Annotated in this window: 12 protein-coding genes; 4 read left to right on the forward strand and 8 right to left on the reverse strand. The window is 45.5% G+C overall.

Translation table 11 applies throughout. The features are described from left to right. Positions 1-156: 156 nt before the first annotated feature. Positions 157-1,500: a tetratricopeptide repeat protein gene (locus tag Cabys_RS03975; RefSeq protein WP_006928870.1), complete on the forward strand. Its 1,344-nt coding sequence runs from the start codon at positions 157-159 to the stop codon at positions 1,498-1,500. A gap of 57 nt (positions 1,501-1,557) precedes the next feature. Here Cabys_RS03975 and Cabys_RS03980 read toward each other — a convergent pair whose 3' ends face one another. After that, entirely contained in the window at positions 1,558-3,354 is a 1,797-nt protein-coding gene (locus Cabys_RS03980) for an IS1634 family transposase (RefSeq protein ID WP_006926703.1), read from the reverse strand. Between the two features lie 134 nt (positions 3,355-3,488). Here Cabys_RS03980 and Cabys_RS03985 point away from each other — a divergent pair, with 134 nt between their 5' ends. Beyond that, positions 3,489-3,845 carry a helix-turn-helix domain-containing protein gene (locus tag Cabys_RS03985; protein ID WP_006928871.1) on the forward strand — a complete coding sequence of 119 codons (357 nt, stop codon included), beginning with the start codon at positions 3,489-3,491 and terminating at the stop codon, positions 3,843-3,845. A gap of 21 nt (positions 3,846-3,866) precedes the next feature. Here Cabys_RS03985 and Cabys_RS03990 read toward each other — a convergent pair whose 3' ends face one another. From Cabys_RS03990 to Cabys_RS04000, 3 genes are all read right to left on the reverse strand, one after another. After that, positions 3,867-4,709 carry an SDR family NAD(P)-dependent oxidoreductase gene (locus Cabys_RS03990; protein WP_006928872.1) on the reverse strand — a complete coding sequence of 281 codons (843 nt, stop codon included), beginning with the start codon at positions 4,707-4,709 and terminating at the stop codon, positions 3,867-3,869. Positions 4,710-4,975: 266 nt separating this feature from the next. After that, the gene (locus tag Cabys_RS03995; RefSeq protein ID WP_006928873.1) at positions 4,976-6,355 is read right to left on the reverse strand and encodes a glucose-6-phosphate isomerase; all 1,380 of its coding nucleotides are present in this window, start codon (positions 6,353-6,355) and stop codon (positions 4,976-4,978) included. 109 nt (positions 6,356-6,464) lie between these two features. Beyond that, the gene (locus Cabys_RS04000; RefSeq protein ID WP_006928874.1) at positions 6,465-8,933 is read right to left on the reverse strand and encodes an ATP-dependent Clp protease ATP-binding subunit; all 2,469 of its coding nucleotides are present in this window, start codon (positions 8,931-8,933) and stop codon (positions 6,465-6,467) included. Between the two features lie 178 nt (positions 8,934-9,111). Here Cabys_RS04000 and Cabys_RS04005 point away from each other — a divergent pair, with 178 nt between their 5' ends. Continuing rightward, positions 9,112-9,873, forward strand: a complete 762-nt coding sequence (locus Cabys_RS04005; protein ID WP_006928875.1) for a hypothetical protein — start codon at positions 9,112-9,114, stop codon at positions 9,871-9,873. 209 nt (positions 9,874-10,082) lie between these two features. Here the strand turns inward: Cabys_RS04005 and Cabys_RS04010 are convergent, their stop codons facing one another. The 4 genes from Cabys_RS04010 to Cabys_RS04025 all read right to left on the reverse strand — a co-directional run bounded on the left by Cabys_RS04010 (position 10,083) and on the right by Cabys_RS04025 (position 15,714). Further along, entirely contained in the window at positions 10,083-10,952 is an 870-nt protein-coding gene (locus Cabys_RS04010; protein WP_006928876.1) for an FAD binding domain-containing protein, read from the reverse strand. Then, positions 10,942-11,448, reverse strand: coding sequence for a (2Fe-2S)-binding protein (locus tag Cabys_RS04015; protein ID WP_006928878.1), 507 nt, complete (start codon positions 11,446-11,448; stop codon positions 10,942-10,944). Before Cabys_RS04015 ends, Cabys_RS04010 begins: the two co-directional genes overlap by 11 nt. Then, positions 11,445-13,742, reverse strand: coding sequence for a xanthine dehydrogenase family protein molybdopterin-binding subunit (locus tag Cabys_RS04020; RefSeq protein WP_006928879.1), 2,298 nt, complete (start codon positions 13,740-13,742; stop codon positions 11,445-11,447). The genes Cabys_RS04015 and Cabys_RS04020 overlap by 4 nt, the downstream gene beginning before the upstream one ends. A gap of 799 nt (positions 13,743-14,541) precedes the next feature. Continuing rightward, a complete protein-coding gene (locus tag Cabys_RS04025; protein WP_006928880.1) occupies positions 14,542-15,714 on the reverse strand; it encodes an ATP-binding protein in 1,173 nt (390 codons plus the stop codon). A 155-nt stretch (positions 15,715-15,869) separates the two neighbouring features. On the opposite strand from Cabys_RS04025, the gene typA reads away from it, so the two are divergent. Continuing rightward, entirely contained in the window at positions 15,870-17,693 is a 1,824-nt protein-coding gene (typA, locus tag Cabys_RS04030) for a translational GTPase TypA (RefSeq protein ID WP_006928881.1), read from the forward strand. The last annotated feature ends 25 nt before the right edge of the window (positions 17,694-17,718 follow it).

Consider the following 17,718-nt stretch of genomic DNA (forward strand, 5'->3'; position numbering starts at 1 on the left):
GATTATTTGCGTAATCAGCGAGAAAATTACTCTGCGCGCGTTGCGGTTGATTTTGGTTGCGGCTTGACTGCCTTAGTCTATTGTCTCCGAATTTTTTCTTTCACCTTTCAAACTTTATTATTATTTTTGAAGAGGTTGATAAATTCGGAAATTGTAATGCGTTTGATGGTTCTTTTAATATTCTCAATTTTTTTTATTGCCATTCCATTTAGGGCTGCTCTACAGATCGATTGGGAAAAAGTAAAAGACCTTCAGCGTCCGGAAGAATTACGCGTTTATCTAAAGGCTCTGGAAGATTCTGTGGATACGGTTCCGGAAAGAGCTTACCGATACCTGTATCGGCTGGAACCGCTTGTAAACCGGTTTGATCTCCCTGAATTAACTTTAGATTTTCTGTTTTCCAAGGGGCATTATTTTTTTGTTACCGGTCAATATCAAAAAGCATTAAATATCTTCCTTAGCTGCGCTACTCTGGCTTCAAGGAGTCAGCGAAAAAAAGATTATTTAAGGGCCATGAATAATATCGCTGTGGTCTATGCCAGGATGGATCACTATCGGGAGTCCAACAACCAATATCGTCAGCTCATTCCTCTGGCCATTCAATCCGCTGACCAGCGCCGTTTGATGATTATTTACCTTAATATGGCCAATAATTTTTTGTTTTTGAATTTGCCCGATAGCGCCGCCCTTTATTATGCCAAAGCGCTTCCGTTAACCCAACAGGGGTCTTTTTACCGGGCTGCCCTGGAGGTTAATCTGGCGCGCTTGCATGTGCAACTTAAAAACTATTCTCTGGCGCAGGAGTTAGCATGGCGTAGCGCATCATACGCTGATTCGGTAGGCAATATAGAGATGTACCTGGAGAGTCTGGCCAACATTGTGAGTAGTTATATTGGAAAAAAACAATGGCAAAAGGCTGAACGGCTGGCACACCAAATTGAAACTATTGCTCAAGAACGCCAATTGAGATTGCAATTAAAAGACGCTTACTTAACGTTGGCTCAAATCTATCGGGAGATGGGAAAATATGCCCGGGCATTAGATTATTTCCAGAAATACGATGTTTTAAAAGATTCTCTTTATAATGAGTCCATAAGCCAGCAAATCAACGAACTTAAAATTAAATACGATACGGAAAAGAAAGAAAAAGAACTGGCTTTTAAAGAAGCCATCATTAAACGAAAAGACCGGGAAAATCAAGTTTTAACGCTTGGCGCCCTGGTGATGCTAATCCTTCTGAGCGCGATTATCATCCTGTACATTAAAAAACGAATGGCGTACAATCTCCTAGTTCAAAAGGGATTACAATGGAGCGATTGTGGCCTGACCGCCCGAAATAAAATCGCGGTTAATGGCGCCGCGCGTCAGGCCATAAACTCTAAAAAAGAGCGTGAGATTGTGCGCCGGATTGAAGAAGATTTCATTGGCAATAAATGGTTTCGGGAATCAAATTTAACCATTGAGAAGCTTTCGACGCGCCTGGCCCATCTTGAACACTAAAACGATTTAAGTTATTTAAAAACAACATGTCGTTCTTTTTTATTACCACTACAATATTTAAATTCTTATCTTTTTCATACCTAATGGCTTGGGCTTGATCTTAAATGCCTGCGCCATTAAATAATGAATCGCCTCCGGTTCGGTCGTATCTCTTATAACTAATAAATCTCCTTTCTGAGTTTTCATCTCCACGCTTACTCGCTGCTGTACGGAAAGTAATTCACGAATGGTTGTCCAGCGATGATAAACGCCTGCATCATGTAATTGTTTTTGAAGACTTATCAATACATGAAAGGCTAAAATCGAAATGAAAATATGCCCTTCAATGCGTTTATCCTTCTGGTGAAAATTAGGCCTTAAGCCTAATTCACTCTTCAACGAGCGAAATCCATCCTCCACATCCGTTAAACTGATGTAGAGCTGCCAAATCTCACGATCCGTTAAATCCAGACGACTCGTCCGTAAATAATACGTGCCGGAAAATCGATCATCCATCTTTTGCTCATCTTTTATCTTCCAGCTGATCTCTGTCACGATACCATTGTGATGCTCAACCGTAATATCATAAAAATAGGCCACCTTTGCATGACGTTCCTTTATGCGGCCAATGCGTTCTAAAACCTTGGGATATTTCTTCGTGCCTCGTTTCTTGTGCAAACTCTCCGCCGCATATTTCAACTCCGCCTCAAAGCGCTGCTGATGAAATTGTCGAATGGCTTCCTCTTTCTTTTGCCTTGAGGCGCTGCGACAGTATAAATAAAGCTCTTTATCCTTACGGTAAAGATAGGCTTCCACTTTATGGCGTTGATCGTGATTAATCTCTTTAAAAGCATTTTCTTCGATCTCGATTTCCGGTTTACTGCGTGAGACAACCAGATAGTCGTGTCCACGCTTTGTGATCAGTTGCAAGTTCTCTTCTGTGGCAATCCCGGCATCTAAAATAATCAATTTCCTGACTTTGCCGCCTATCGTATCCAGAATTTTAGACAAAGTCTCTGGTTCGGAAACATTGCCAGAGAAAAGACGACTCTCCTTGGGGAATCCATCCTCATCCAATACCAGGCCTAAAGTAACCAGGGGCATATCGTGACGCTTATCTTTACTACGTCCGCGAGCCTTGAGTTCACTGGTACGGCTACTCTCAAAATACGTATTGGTTAAATCGTACAGGATGATCTTTTCCTGCAAGGAAAATAACAGACGCTCTTGCTCTACTAAACCATTCTCGATTTTGTCCTTATGTTCTAATAATTGATCCGTAATTCGATAAAGTTTATTGTGAGAAAGTCTTGAAAGGTCTAACTCTAAAAGCTCATCGATGGCGCTTTGCTTTTTGACCCAGCGTAAGGTCGCCCATTCGCTTGAGGGGTGCACCAGGCGCCCAACGATCAACAGTTCGGCCAGTTTAATATCCTTCTCCTTAAAGCCCAGCTTTTTTAAAAGTTCATTGAACTTAAGCTTTCTTAACATCATCAAACTGATGTATTCGCCTCCTATACTGCGAGCATCTCTGAATTTGACAGAGCCCGTAAAAATGGTCTCGGTTTCCTGTGGGCTTTCTTTTTTTTCTACCTTTTCTTGTTTTAGTTTGTTTTGAATTAAAAGCGAGGCATAGCGCTGGGCTAATTGTTCAATTTGCTCATCCACTTCGATCAGTGAAGTTTGTCCGCTTATGATCTCTTCGATGCGATTGGCAAGTGTTTTCCATTGGTCTTTAGGAATGGTAAGCTTGCCCAGGTTGAGCAATTTTCTTTGTCTTGGGCCTTTTTCAGTACGATAGGATTCGACCAATTGATGGTAAACGAAGGTTTTATCGTACCCTTTATTCTTTTTTGTGACTTCTTTAATAAACATGTTCAAATATAATCATATCAGTCAATTAAGTCAAGGGGGAAACCAATATAGTATGGGGCACTACAACGACATCTCGAAAACTCGATCCAAAAAAACCAATAACTTACAAAAACCGAAGGTGGAAATTTGGTGATTTGGGCTTAAATTTTGTTCAAGATGGGCTGGGGATTCATTCCCGCTATCTGTCCCAAATCATCCATGAAATATATGGAATGAATTTCCCGCAGTTTTTAAATAATCTACGTGTTCAGGAAGCCATTCGTCTGTTTCAGGAAAAAGACTCGCAACACTATTCCATTGAAGGCATTGGCAAACAGGTCGGTTTTCAATCCAAGTCCACATTCCACACTGCCTTTAAAAAGATAACCGGCGTCACGCCCAGCTATTTTCGAGATGGAATAAAACGGATGCGTAAAACATCGACGGAGGGATCTTTTTTAAAAAAAGAGAAGGCCCGCCCGACAAAGCAAAGCGAGCGTTCTTCTTGCTAAATAAAAAGAAGATTGACGGGATCAACGCTTATGATGAAAGGTTGAATGATAAGCCGTGATTACTTCGCCGCCATCCACGTTGAACACATTTCCCGTAGCCCATAGTTCGTCAGAGGTAGCCAGTGCCAGAATAAATTTAGCAATATCGCTGGGTTGGGTTAGCCTTTTAAAAGGAATTTGACTGAGTGCTAAGTCGATCATCGTTTCATGGCCGGGAATCTTACGCAGGGCTGGCGTAAAGGTCACCCCGGCGCGAATGGCATTCACCGTCATTTTGTATGGCGCCAGCTCCAGTGCTAATTGCCGCACATGCGATTCCAGAGCGGACTTTGCCGCCGAAACGGCTCCGTAATAGGGAATTACGCGCAATGAGCCGGAGCTGGTCATGGCAAAAATTTTTGAACCCTGGCCTAATAAATGTTCTTCTACTAAATCCTGCGTCCAGTAAACCAGACTGTTGGCCATCACGTTAATGGTCATTTCCAGCTGCTTTTGGGTTAACCTTTCGTCTAAATCGTGATGAATGTAAGGCGCCAGAGAGCCAAAGGCCAGCGAGTGTAGCATGACCTTAATTTGTTTTTTATTTTCACTTTGCCCAAAATGCGCTTTTATTTCATCAATTACCTGTTTTCTATTCTTTTCTGAGGCGGCGTTTTTATTGAAAAAAATGGCCTCTACCCCATTCTCTTTGATCAGTCTTTTTAATTCTTCCACGTGGTTTAAAGCCTCGCCGCGATCCATGTGCACGCCAATGATGTTGAATCCTTCCCTGGCTAATTCCAGCGCGGTGGCTTCTCCAAAACCACTGGAAACGCCCAGAATAAACGCATAATCAGTTTCTGGATTTGGTTTTACGTATGCCAAATTTTGCTCCTCCTCTATTTTTTGACCTGTTTAACGATATTTTCAGGTTTTCTATTCCCACCGCGTAAGCGGGTATGGTTTAAGGATACCTACTTTCGTTGAATGGTTGAATGGAAAATTGGTGGATGATGCTCAGTCAAATATATCCACAAAACAAATGGTTTACGCTTCATTAGCCCATTCCCCCATTGCCTTCCCTATTTACCTTCCCCTTTCGATCTGACTCAAAAGTTCTTAACTTACTTTTTTACCTTACACTCTGCTCCCTAAACCACAAACGAGCGCTTTTTTTCCAATTGTTCTAAAATTTCTTTTCGTTTTTTGTCGTAACCTTTGCGTCCCATCAGGGCATAAGTGGCAATTTTGCCCTGTTCCACGCCCGGCTGATCGAAAGCATTGATTTCCAGCAGACCGCCGGCAAAGGCGGTTGCGGCTTCCAATAAAAAGAAAAAAGCGCCCACATTTTCCGCAGATACTTCTGAAAACTTAATGGTTAAATTGGGCCGCTGATTATTGGTAAGGGCCAGCTCGGTGGCCTGTTTTTCATAGTTAAGCAGTTGCCCCAGCGATTTGCCTTCAAAATAGTTGAACTCGCCAATCTGCGGAAAATAGTTATGCAGCGGTTCATTATGTTCAAATTGTTCCACTTCCAGAAAGATAATCACCTTGTCGTTGGGCCCCTCTACGTAAAGCTGCACCTGGGAATGTTGATCGGTTGCGCCTAGCGCTTTAACCGGCGTTTGGCCAACTTCTACCACATTACCGTGAACATCGTACCGTTTGCCCAGGCTTTCGGCCCAAAGCTGCCGGTACCAATCCGCCAGATCGCGCAGTTTATTGCTGTAAGGCATCATAACGCTGATGTTTTTGCCTCGCTTCATGTACAGATAATGAACGGCGGCGAAAACAAAGGCGGGATTTTGCATCAGGTCGTCATTATCGCATTGCTGGGCCATCTCTGCCGCGCCGCGCACAATGGCTTCTATGTCCACGCCGGCAATGGCCGCCGATATCAACCCCACCGGTGAAAGGACGGAAAATCTTCCGCCCACGTTGGGCGGAATGCGAAAACATTTTATGGGGTATTCACGCGCAATTACATTCAGCAATCCCTCAACCGGATCGGTGGTAAAGATTAGATTTTTGTAAAAGTTGTCTTTTAACGCCTCTTTCAGATATTTCATAAAGTACAATAAGGTGGCGGCGGTTTCGGCCGTGGCGCCGGATTTGGAGACGACATGAAATAAGGTTCTGGAAACATCGATGTGTTTCAACAAATCATGAATCCAGTCCGGGTCCACATTGTCAGGAAAAAATATTTTGGGACTTTCGCTCAGGTTATAATAGGAATCCTTCAACGAAGTATGAATGGCAATGGGGCCCAGCGCCGAACCGCCAATGCCCAGATGGACGTAATAATCAAATCTTTTTCGAGCGGCATTGGCAAAAGTTAAAATTTCGGTAAACACATCTTTTTTGTAAGGTAATTTGTAAAAACCGAGCGTATCGGCTTCGGCCTTTTTTCGCAGCTCCTGCTGAACGCGCCTGCCCTTTTCCACCAGCGATTGAATTTCTTCCATACCTAAACCGTGTTCGGAACCAAGATTCACATCTACAACATTAGAAAAGTCCAGTTTTAACGACATTTCGACCTCATCACTTAGTTTAACCATCAGCGCAAGAAATATACAACAAGAAATAAAAAAGCCCAAGTGAAAAAATCACCCGGGCTAAATAGCAAATTTAAATTTCCAATTAACCTTTCAATTCAACGTCTTCCGGAGTGTCTTCACGCCTGCCGATTTCCGTAAAGGTCAATTCGTTTTTATTTTTCATTTTTATTTGAATGATGCTGCCATCGCTAAATACGCCTTTAATCAGTTCGTCGGCAATCGGATCTTCGATGTATTTTTGAATGGCGCGTCGCAAAGGACGGGCGCCGTAAAGCGGATCGAACCCGCGCTCGGCAATGAACTTTTTAGCTCCATCTGTCAATTGAAATTCAATCTTGCGTTCTTTCAATTTTTTAACCAGTTCGTTCAGGGCCAGATCAACAATTTTAAGCGCGTCAGTTTGCGTAAACTGTTTAAAGTACACAATATCATCCAGACGGTTCAGAAATTCCGGATTGAAGGCGCGTTTTAATTCGTCTTCGATTTTATTCTTGATCTGATCAAAACTATCCGTCGCTTTTTCGTTCGCAAAGCCAAAGCGGCTGGTGTTTTTCAGATTTTTTACACCGACGTTGGAAGTCATGATAATGATCGTATTTTTGAAATCAACGCGATGCCCGAGAGAATCGGTCAAAATACCGTCGTCCAGCACCTGCAGCAGAATGTTAAAGATGTCCGGATGGGCTTTTTCGATCTCATCAAACAAGATAACGGAATAGGGATGACGACGCACCTGCTCGGTTAAAATGCCGCCTTCTTCGTAGCCAACGTAACCCGGAGGCGAACCAATTAAACGCGACACATTGAATTTTTCCATGTACTCGCTCATGTCCACGCGAATTAAAGTGTTCGGATTTTCGAACAAGTACTCGGCCAATTGTTTAGCCAGATAGGTTTTACCAACGCCGGTTGGTCCTAAGAATAAGAATGAGCCAATGGGACGGTTGGGGTCTTTGAGTCCGGCGCGGGCGCGGCGAATGGCTCGTGTAATCGTTTCGATGGCATCATCCTGGCCGATCACGCGTTTCTTGAGTTCATCGTTCATTTTAAGCAGTTTTTCCGATTCGCTCAGCGCAATGCGATCGGTCGGAATACCGGTCATCATGGACACCACGTCGGCAACGTCTTTTTTGGTCACCGTGGAAATGCGATTTTCTTCTGACACTTCCCATTCCAGGCGCGCCTGATCCAGCTTTTGCGTTAAATTGCGTTCGATGTCGCGCAGCCGTGCGGCCCCTTCAAAGTCCTGCATTTTAGCCAGCGATTCTTTTTCCACGCGTACGCGCTCGATCTCGGCTTCCATTTCCAGAATTTCTTTGGGAACCACTAAATTTTGCAGGTGCACTCGCGAACCGGCTTCGTCCAGCACATCGATGGCTTTGTCCGGAAAATGTTTGTCGGTGATGTACCGTTCGCACAATGAAATAATAGCCTGAATGGCTTCATCCGTGTATTCCACATGGTGATGCGTTTCGTAGCGATCTTTAATGGAATACAGGATTTCAAGCGTCTCTTCTGGCGAGGTGGGTTCCACCATCACCTTCTGAAAACGTCGTTCCAGCGCGCCGTCTTTTTCGATGTACATGCGATATTCATCGAGCGTTGTGGCGCCAATGCATTGCAACTCTCCGCGGGCCAGCGCCGGTTTAAACATATTGGAAGCATCCAGCGAGCCCGAAGCGCCGCCGGCGCCCACAATAGTGTGCAGCTCGTCGATGAACAGGATGACGTCGTCGGCTTTCTCCAGCTCGTTCATAATGGCTTTCATCCGTTCTTCAAATTGCCCACGATATTTGGTGCCCGCCACAATGGAGCCCATATCCAGGGCGACAATTCGCTTGTTGTGTAAAACGCGCGGTACTTTTTTCTGGATAATTCTCAAACTTAAGCCTTCGGCTATGGCCGTTTTACCCACGCCGGGCTCCCCGATTAACACGGGGTTGTTCTTTTTCCTTCTGGAAAGAATTTGCGCCACACGCTGGATCTCCTTATCGCGACCGATGATCGGATCCAGCTTGCCTTCCAGGGCCATCTGCGTTAAATCTGTGCCAAAATGATCCAGCGCCGGCGTTTTTATTTTTTTGGGACTTTGTTTGGGAACCGGCGAGGAAGGGTTGCCCGCTAAAATATTTTCCAGCTCATTGTAGCAGGCAGTGTAATCCACATTAAATGTGAGCAAGATCTGCGCTGCCAGGCTGTCCTTTTCCTTTAAAATGGAGAGCAGCAGATGCTCGGTGCCCACCACATCGTTTTTAAAATTTTTGGCTTCAATGTATGTCATCTTCAGCGCCTTTTCGGCCCGTTTAGAAAGCGGCAGGTTGCCGATGGTCATGGTGCCGCCAGAGGGCGCCGTGGCGTCTTCGATGGCTTTTTTAAGCTTGTTCAGATCAACACCGAGGTTCTGCAAAATTTTAACAGCAATGCCTTCACCCTCTTTAATAATCCCTAAAAGAAGATGCTCGGTGCCAATATAGTCATGTCCAAGCCGCATGGCCTCTTCTTTCGAATAGCGAATGACTTTGGATACGCGGCTGGTGAAATTGTTCTTCATTGTTCTCCCTGTATTTTTTACTTTTTTGTTTACAATTTAGTTTACTCTATCCCAACTGTCAAGTAATATAGTTGGAACGATTTTTTTTTCTTTCTAATTCCGCACATTTGCTTGACAATTATTTTTAATGTTCCTATTATTCAATTTGTTCCTGTTAAAAACAAAGGACGGAATCATCATGAGCCATAAATCTTTCGTAAAAATGTTAATTCTCTTATCCATATTTTCAATATCGGCAGGTGCACAGAATATTGAAGCGGTAAAATCGATATCGATCATTGATTGTCCATCGGCTGCCACTCTGGAACGCGGCAGCTTTTTAGGCGTGCTGTACATGTACAACAACGGCGGTATGCTGGGATATCTGGATGTGGGCGTCACCAATCGCATGATGTTTGGCATCTCCTACGGCGGCACTAATCTGATCGGCAGCGGCAGCGTTGACTGGAATCCGCAGGTGGCGGTAAATATTCGATATCGGTTGATTGACGAGGCGCTGGCCTTTCCGGCCATTGCCGTTGGTTACGACGGTCAGGGCTTTGGTCGATATATCGATTCGCTCGAACGCTACGAAGCCAAATCCAAAGGCCTTTATGCCGTGGCCAGTAAAAGCTTTAATTTTTTAGGCACGCTGGCCTTTCATGGCGGCATTAATTACAGTTTTGAACGTAAAGACAACGACAAAGATTTAAATGCTTTTATTGGCGTGGAAAAGAGTATTAATACAGAATTAAGCCTGTTTGCCGAATACGATCTGGCCATGAATGACAATACGGGCAAAAGCATCGGAAAGGGCAACGGTTATTTAAACGCCGCCATAAAATGGACATTTCAGAAAAAACTACAGATCGACTTTATCTGGAAAAATATTTTAAAGAATAATTCCATGGTGGATGGTTCCAGTCGCGAAATTCGCATTAGCTATATTGAGTATTTTTAATAGGTTGAGTTTTCGGAGTTAAAAGGTGTTTCGTCTTGTGGAAGAAGAACCGCGCCATGTATCGGTAAGGCCATACGTTTTTAAAAGACGGTGATAACGATCTTTGGCTTTTTATCCTTTATGGTCAAATTCAACAAAAGATGCTTTGCGCCAGGCTTTTACGGCAAATTTGAAGAGCCTTTATTCAATTAAGGGGGAGAGAATCCCCCTTATGCTTTTAATAGCTCATAAAGCACATCCCGCAGTACATTGGCCGTAATTTCCAGACGGTACGGGCGCGTAGAGCGTACATCGGAAATGGGATCGATTTCCTGTTTAAGGGTTGCCGCGGCCTGTTCGATTAATTCTTCGTTTAAAAATTGACCGGTCAAAATCTTTTCGGTCTTTTCATGTCGCGAAATAACCGGGGCCACGCTGCCGGTGGCGATGCGAATTTCACGAATTTTGCGGTCTTCTTCAAACCAGCCCAAAACGGCCAGGCTTAGTTTGCTAATAGCAATGGCCGCGCGTTGTCCGATTTTGCGAAAGGCCCAGAATTGATTTTTTGCTTCAAGAACTGGAATTTCAATGTAAGCAATGTACTGGTTGGCTTGTAAAACGGTTTGCCCCGGGCCTTTCATGATTTCGTTAATTTTTAGGAGCTCAAACTTCCCATTTTTTTGCGGACCGATTAAAATATCGGCGTTTAAAACGGCCAGCACGGGCAGTGTATCGCCAGCCGGAGAGGCGTTGGCAATGTTGCCGCCAATGGTGCCGCGGTTCTGGATTTGAATGGAGCCTATCTGACTACAGGCTTCGCACAAAAGGGGGAAGTGTTCTTTGATGAACGGATGGTTAACGACGGCGCTGTAAGGCACGGCGGCGCCGATACGTACGCGTCCGTTGTCCATTTCAATCCGCTTGTGTAGCTCAGGCACACCAGTCAGGTCGATGATGTGCGTCGACTGACGCCAGCTTTGTTTGCGAACCAGCAGGTCGGTTCCGCCGGCCACAAAAGTCCACTGCGCGCCGTTTCGCAAAAGAATTTGATCCAGTTCCTCTATATTTTTCGGACGTAAAACGGAAACATCATTTTTCATACGGCCAATCCTCATCAAATTGCGTTTTAAGCTGTTCGTGTTCGGCCAGGTCTCGAACGGCCTCCACGATTTTAGTGTAACCGGTGCAGCGGCAAAGATTGCCGGCCAGGGCGGTTTTGATTTCTTCTTCGCCTGTGTTTTCCTTTTGCTGATCTTTTAAATAAGCCACGGTAGAAATCACAAAACCAGAAAGACAAAAGGCGCACTGTACGGCGCCATGTTCCAGGTAGGCCCGTTCAATGGTCTCAAAACCAGACCATTCCCGCAGCCCCTCAATCGTTACAATTTCGTGCCCATCGGCCTGAAAAGCCGGAATCAGGCAGGAGTTGACATTTTTACCGTCGAACAAAATCGTACAGGCGCCGCATTCGCCTTCGCCGCACCCTTCTTTTACCGAGATTAATTGCAAGTCGTCGTGCAACACGTCGAGCAGACGTTTATGGGGATGAATGTCAAGCGTGACGCGCTTTCCGTTAACCTTAAAGGAGACGTTCATTTCAGGCCTCCGTTCTTTTTCATGTTTTGAAACAGCGCAAACAGGTCTTCCGGCATAACCGGAATTTTATTAATGGGACGGCCAAAGATCATGCGCAAACTGGAAACAACCGCCGGGGCCGCGCCAACCAGCGGCATCTCTCCCAGCCCTTTGGCGCCAAACGGCCCAAAAGGGTACGGATTCTCTAAAATTTTGATATCCATTAACGGCATGTCCACGGTAGTGGGAATGATGTAGTCGCTAAAACCGCGCACATCCAGCCGCCCGTTGTGGCGTTCCATTTTTTCAAAAACAGCATAGGCGATGCCCTGCAGCGAACCGCCCTGAATCTGCGCTATGGATTGATCGTAATTAATGGCCTTGCCGATTTCGTGCGTGGTGTAATAGCGCGTTACTTTAATATTAAAAGTAATGGGATCCACCTCGGTTTCGGCCACGGCAGCCGCCCAGGAGTACACCGGGTAGGCGTCGCCTTTCCAGTTTTCCTCGCTGAATTTAATGAAAGGCGGATGTTTATATTCTTTTTCAAAACGCAGGCCGGCAAATTTTTTAGCGACTTTTGAAAAGGAAAGAATATGTTGGCCGCCGTAAAAATAGCCCGTCCGGTATTCAAAAGGAATGTCATACTCCTTTTGCAATTCGTTGCTCAGGCGTTCGATGATCTGTTGACCGATATCGGCGATTAAACTACCAACCACCATGGTGGTACGGGAAGCGACGGTTGGGCCGGAGTTGGGCACCAGGTCCGTGTTAACGGGGGCCAGCAGTACCTGCTCACGATCGATGTTCAGGACATCGGCCAGAATTTTTCGGAAAGCGGTTTGCTGGCCCTGGCCCATTTCGGTCTGGGCGCTGTAAATGACGGGATGGCCATCTTCATCGATTTCGATACGTATTTTACCTTTAATACGGTTCTCGCCGCCGCCGGTAAAGCCTGCCCCGTGTAAAAATACGGAAAGGCCGATGCCCTTTAAAACGTCGTCAGGCCGGGATTTTGGGAATTTCCCATCGCGTAAGCGCTGTAAAATTGGCGCGTTGTGTTCTTTAAACTGAGCGTACTTGCGCTGGTAACCGCTGCGTTCCAGCACATCGTTAAAGGTTTGTTTATTAGAAACACTGTACCGCAAAACCTGTTCGGTGGCCGTGGTTTGCCCCACGTCGATCAGGTTGACAGCGCGCACCGTGTGGGGGGCAAGATTTAATTGCCGGGCGATCTCTTCCACAATCATTTCCATGGTAAAGATGGCCTGCGGTCCGCCAAAACCGCGAAAGGCGCCGCTGGGAACCGTGTTAGTGGCCACGGCTTTGGCTACAATGCGCACATGAGGAATGAAGTAACAACCGGTGACGGTTAACGCCGCCCTGGCCAGCACCACGGGAGAGAGCGTGCAATAGGCGCCGCTGTCCAGATAAAATTCAATGTCCAGGCCCAGGATTTTACCGTTTCTGTCAACAAAAACTCTGTTGCGGCTGAAAGATGGATGCCGTTTGGTGGTAACCAGCACATCTTCCGCGCGGTCGTAAAAGATGGCCACCGGGTGTCCCGATTTATAAGCCAGCAAGGCTGCATGCGCTGCCAGCAAAGAGGGAAAATCTTCTTTGCCGCCAAACGCGCCGCCCGTGGTGGACTGAACAACGGTAATTTCTCGTAAACCTTTAAAAATTTCGCCAAGGGCATTTTTGATGTAGTACGGACATTGCAGCGAACCTTTAATGATGATCTTTTCTTCTTGTGGAATGGCCACCATGCCCTGCGGTTCCAAGTACATGTGTTCCTGAAAACCGGTTTGCGTTTCCAGCTCGATGGCGCGAAAGGCCGCTTGCCGCGCCTCCTGCAAATGGCCGCGTTCGATGTGAATCTCTTTAAACACGTTGTTCGAACCGTACAATTTAATCTCGCTGTGTTCGGCTTTTAACGGGTCGTCAATAAAAGGCAGGGGTTCATATTTCACGGTTACATGCTTTAAAGCTTCTTCGGCCAGTTCCTGCGTGGGGGCGGCAAAAAGAGCAACCGGCTCGCCCACATAATTGACCATGTCTTTGGCCAGCACAGGCATGTCTTTTTCGATGATCGCCACATAATTGTGAGGCACGTCTTTAGCTGTTACAACCGTGACGCTGTTCCAGTCGAACTGCGGATCGAGATCGATAGAAAGAATACGGGCGCGCGGATGGGGACTGCGCAGCGTGACGCCACACCACAGGCCTGCTATTTGTTCATCGCGGATGTAACGGGCTTCGGCGCGCAATTTGCTGCGGGCGTCCACCCGAAAGTCTTTTGGATTCGGTTTCATAACAATTCCTTTTGTAAAAGAACAATTCAGAGAAACTTCACCGGTAATTTAATAAAAAATGAATTAAAATTCTTGTTAAAATTGCATCTGTTCAAAAGAAATTTTATTAATTTCTTAATGGAGTTATTTTGAATACCAGCGATTAAGGTTCGAAAACAATTAAGCTTTAGAAATTGAGCAAGAACTTAAGCCTTGGAGATAACCAGGAAATTATTCCAAGGCGGCGCAGCCACAACTAAAATCAACCGCAACGCGCGCAAAGTCATTTTCTCGAAGATTACGCCAATAATCGCAGAAAAAGAATAAACAAAATATTTTAACAACCACAGAGAGCTCAGAGAAGTCACTCAGGGCTCAAAGAATGTTTTAATTGTTTCTCTTAATTGCCCTCGCCCCTCGATTTCCTTCTCCCATAATAAACGTCTGGGTGAGAGGGTGACAGCAGATCGAATTCACGCTCAGCGGTCTTTATTTAACACTGATGGCATTCCAATCGCTGCGTCATGATAGGCTGATGACTCTTCATCCGTAAGGGCGAAGGATTTCCAGAACAATGCAGCACAGGAAAGAAAGAATCGTGTACAAATAAAACATGTCCAATGAAAAAATACTGGTGGAAATCCTTCGCACCTACAAACATGGTTGACACTCATCCTGCCTGCATAGGATTCGCAATGACAAACCGTTAACCATTCAACCAATCAACTATTCAACTAATCAACCATTTCAACTAATCCGGCCATGGTGGGACATATCTTACGAAGGATGTACTCAAAACGGAATTTTAAAATGACCGCGTTTATTCAAATAGAAACGAAGGATTGATTAGCCTGTGCCAGGGAAGAACATGAGCCTGACTGCGTTTTTGCGCACTTTCGCCTGTGTAAATGAGGACGGAATCTTCCGGGGAATTACCGGAGATTTTTTGCCAGAATGTAAGGTTTTTAAAAAAGGCCGTGGAAATGGTTGAAGACGTTTTAATTTCAAATGCGCGTTGTCGTCCGTTTGTATCGATTAAAAGATCGATTTCGTGACCTGTCTGATCGCGCCAGAAATAGAAATTGGGCTCAAAGCCATTATTGTAGGCAAACTTTATCAGATCGGCAATAACCAGATTTTCGAACAACTCTCCGCGCAAGAAATGGTTTTGCAAATGCGATTTGTCCCGAATGCCCAGTAAATACGAAGCTAACCCAACATCGTAAAAATAAAGCTTTTGAGATTTAACCAGTCTTTTATTATAGCTTTTGTAATAGGGCATTAAGGTAAAAACGACAAAACTGGCTTTTAAAACCGAAATCCACCCCTTGACCGTATTTACAGCAATGCCAAGCTCATTGGCCAGGGAATTGTAGTTTAATAATTGGCCGATTCTGCCAGCGCACAATTTTAGAAAAAGCGTAAATTGATCCAGGTCTTTAATGTTCAAAAGCTGGCGTACGTCGCGCTCGACGTAGGTGCTTACATAAGCAGAATACCAATCGGTTGGTCGTAATTGTCTGTCGTAAATAGGAGGGTAAAATCCTTTAAAAAGATAGTCTCCAAATGGCGTTAATTGATTAAAATGTAAAAAAAGTTCTTTTAAAGAAAACGGCAAAAGCTTAAACAGGGCAACGCGCCCGGCCAATGATTGGCTGACTTTTTCGTGTAGCAAAAAGTGTTGCGAACCTGTGAGAATAAATTGTCCCGACCTTTTTTGACGATCAACCATGGACTGAATGTAAGAAAAAAGTTCAGGTACACGCTGCGCTTCGTCAATAATCAGACCTTTGGGGCCCTGGCTTAAGAAGGCGCGTGGGTCTTGAATTGCAAATAATCGTGTGTCCGGTTCTTCAAGGTTAACGTAGTGTTTATCTGGAAAAAGCGCTTTTACCAACGTGGTTTTTCCGGATTGGCGCGGGCCAATAATTGAAATTACTGGAAATTTTTCACTTAGCTCTAAAATTTTGTCGGAAATTTCACGTTTAATCATGACACAATATAATGAGAATTTGTAAAATTTGCAATAGAATTGCAAAAATGTAAAAATGAAAAGTTTTAACCCGGCAATATTTTTGGAAGTTTTGCAGTTATACCATATATTATCTGGATTTATTCAATTTTTATTTTAGTAAGGAATTTTTAACAATGAACACCGATCAAATTCGCAATATCGCGATTATTGCCCATGTGGATCATGGTAAAACCACGTTGGTTGACCAACTTCTCCGCCAGAACCATATATTTCGTGAAAACCAGAAAGTGCAGGAACGATTTTTAGATTCCAACGATCTGGAACGCGAGCGCGGCATCACCATTCTTTCCAAAAATATTTCGCTGCGCTACAAAGACGTCAAAATAAATATTATCGATACGCCCGGCCACGCTGATTTTAGCGGCGAAGTGGAGCGAGTGCTGCGCATGGCCGATGGCGTGCTGCTTTTGGTGGATGCCTTTGAAGGCACCATGCCGCAAACGCGCTTTGTGCTGCAAAAGGCCTTGAATCTCCACTTGCAGCCGATTGTGGTCATCAATAAAATGGATCGACCGAACGCCCGGCCGGCCGAAGTGCTGGATGAAATTTACGATCTATTTATCGATCTGGATGTGCACGAAGATTTGCTCGATTTTCCGGTTGTTTACGCCTCTGCAAAGCAGGGCTGGTCCAGCCTGGATCAGAGCCAGCCTGGAGCGGACATGCAGCCGTTGATGGAAACGATCATCGGGAAAATCCCGCCGCCCTTAGCCAATTCCGGTAGCACGCAAATGCAGATTGCGGCCATTGATTATTCCTCTTACACGGGAAGAATTGGCATCGGCCGCGTTTTCAGGGGCTCGGTCAGAGTAGGCGACTCGTTTAAGCTGGTGCGGCGGAACGGCAGCGCAGAAGATATTCAGATCAAACAGTTGTTTACGTTTGAAGGATTGGAAAGGCTGCCGGCTGACGAGGTGGTTACCGGCGACATCTGCGCCATTGTGGGCATTGAAGATATCAACATCGGCGATACCATTGCCGACCGCGAACATCCCGAGCCTTTGCCCATTATTGCCATCGACGAACCGACCATTAGCATGACCTTTACCATTAACACCTCGCCCTTTTTTGGCAGAGAAGGCAAGTACGTCACCAGTCGTCAGCTGCACGATCGCCTGATGCGCGAAACCGAGTCGGACGTAGCGCTGCGCGTGAAAGTGGGCAGCTCGCCCGATGTGTTTAAAGTTTCCGGACGCGGCATTTTACACCTTTCCATTTTAATGGAGAATATGCGGCGCGAGGGATACGAGTTTGCCGTGGGCCAGCCGCGCGTGATCTTTAAAGAAATCGACGGTAAAAAAGCCGAGCCGGTGGAAGAACTGGTGATCGACGTGCCAGCCGAATGGATGGGCAAGGTGATCGAAATCGTCGGGCAGCGCAAGGCAACCATGGTTAAGATGGAAGAAAAAGGCAACTTGCGCAAGCTGGTTTACCACATTCCTTCGCGCGGCTTACTGGGTTTACGCAACAAGCTCCTGACGGCCACATCGGGCGAAGCGGTAATGTACCATCGGTTTTATCAGTACGAATTTTTTAAAGGATCGCTGCCGCACCGCCAGAATGGGGTGATGATTTCCATGGGCACGGGGCAGGTTAATGCATACGCCTTAAATGCCCTGCAGGATCGAGGCCTCTTTTTTGTCGAACCCGGCGAAGAGGTTTACACAGGACAGGTAGTTGGCGAGTACAACAAAGAGGGCGATATAGTGGTCAATCTGCAGAAGGCCAAAAAATTGACCAACATGCGCGCCGCAGCCGCCGATAAAGCCTTGAAGATTGCGCCGGCTGTCAAGATGAGTCTGGAAGAATACCTGGAATTTATCGAGCAGGACGAACTGGTAGAAATTACGCCTGAATCCATCCGCATTCGCAAAATGATCCTGGATGAAATTGAACGTCGGCGCGTGCAGAGTAGATTAAAAAAACAGGCAGGATGAGTGTCAACCATGGTTGGAGGGGCGA

The organism is Caldithrix abyssi DSM 13497, from assembly GCF_001886815.1.
In the GTDB taxonomy this organism is placed as follows: domain Bacteria; phylum Calditrichota; class Calditrichia; order Calditrichales; family Calditrichaceae; genus Caldithrix; species Caldithrix abyssi.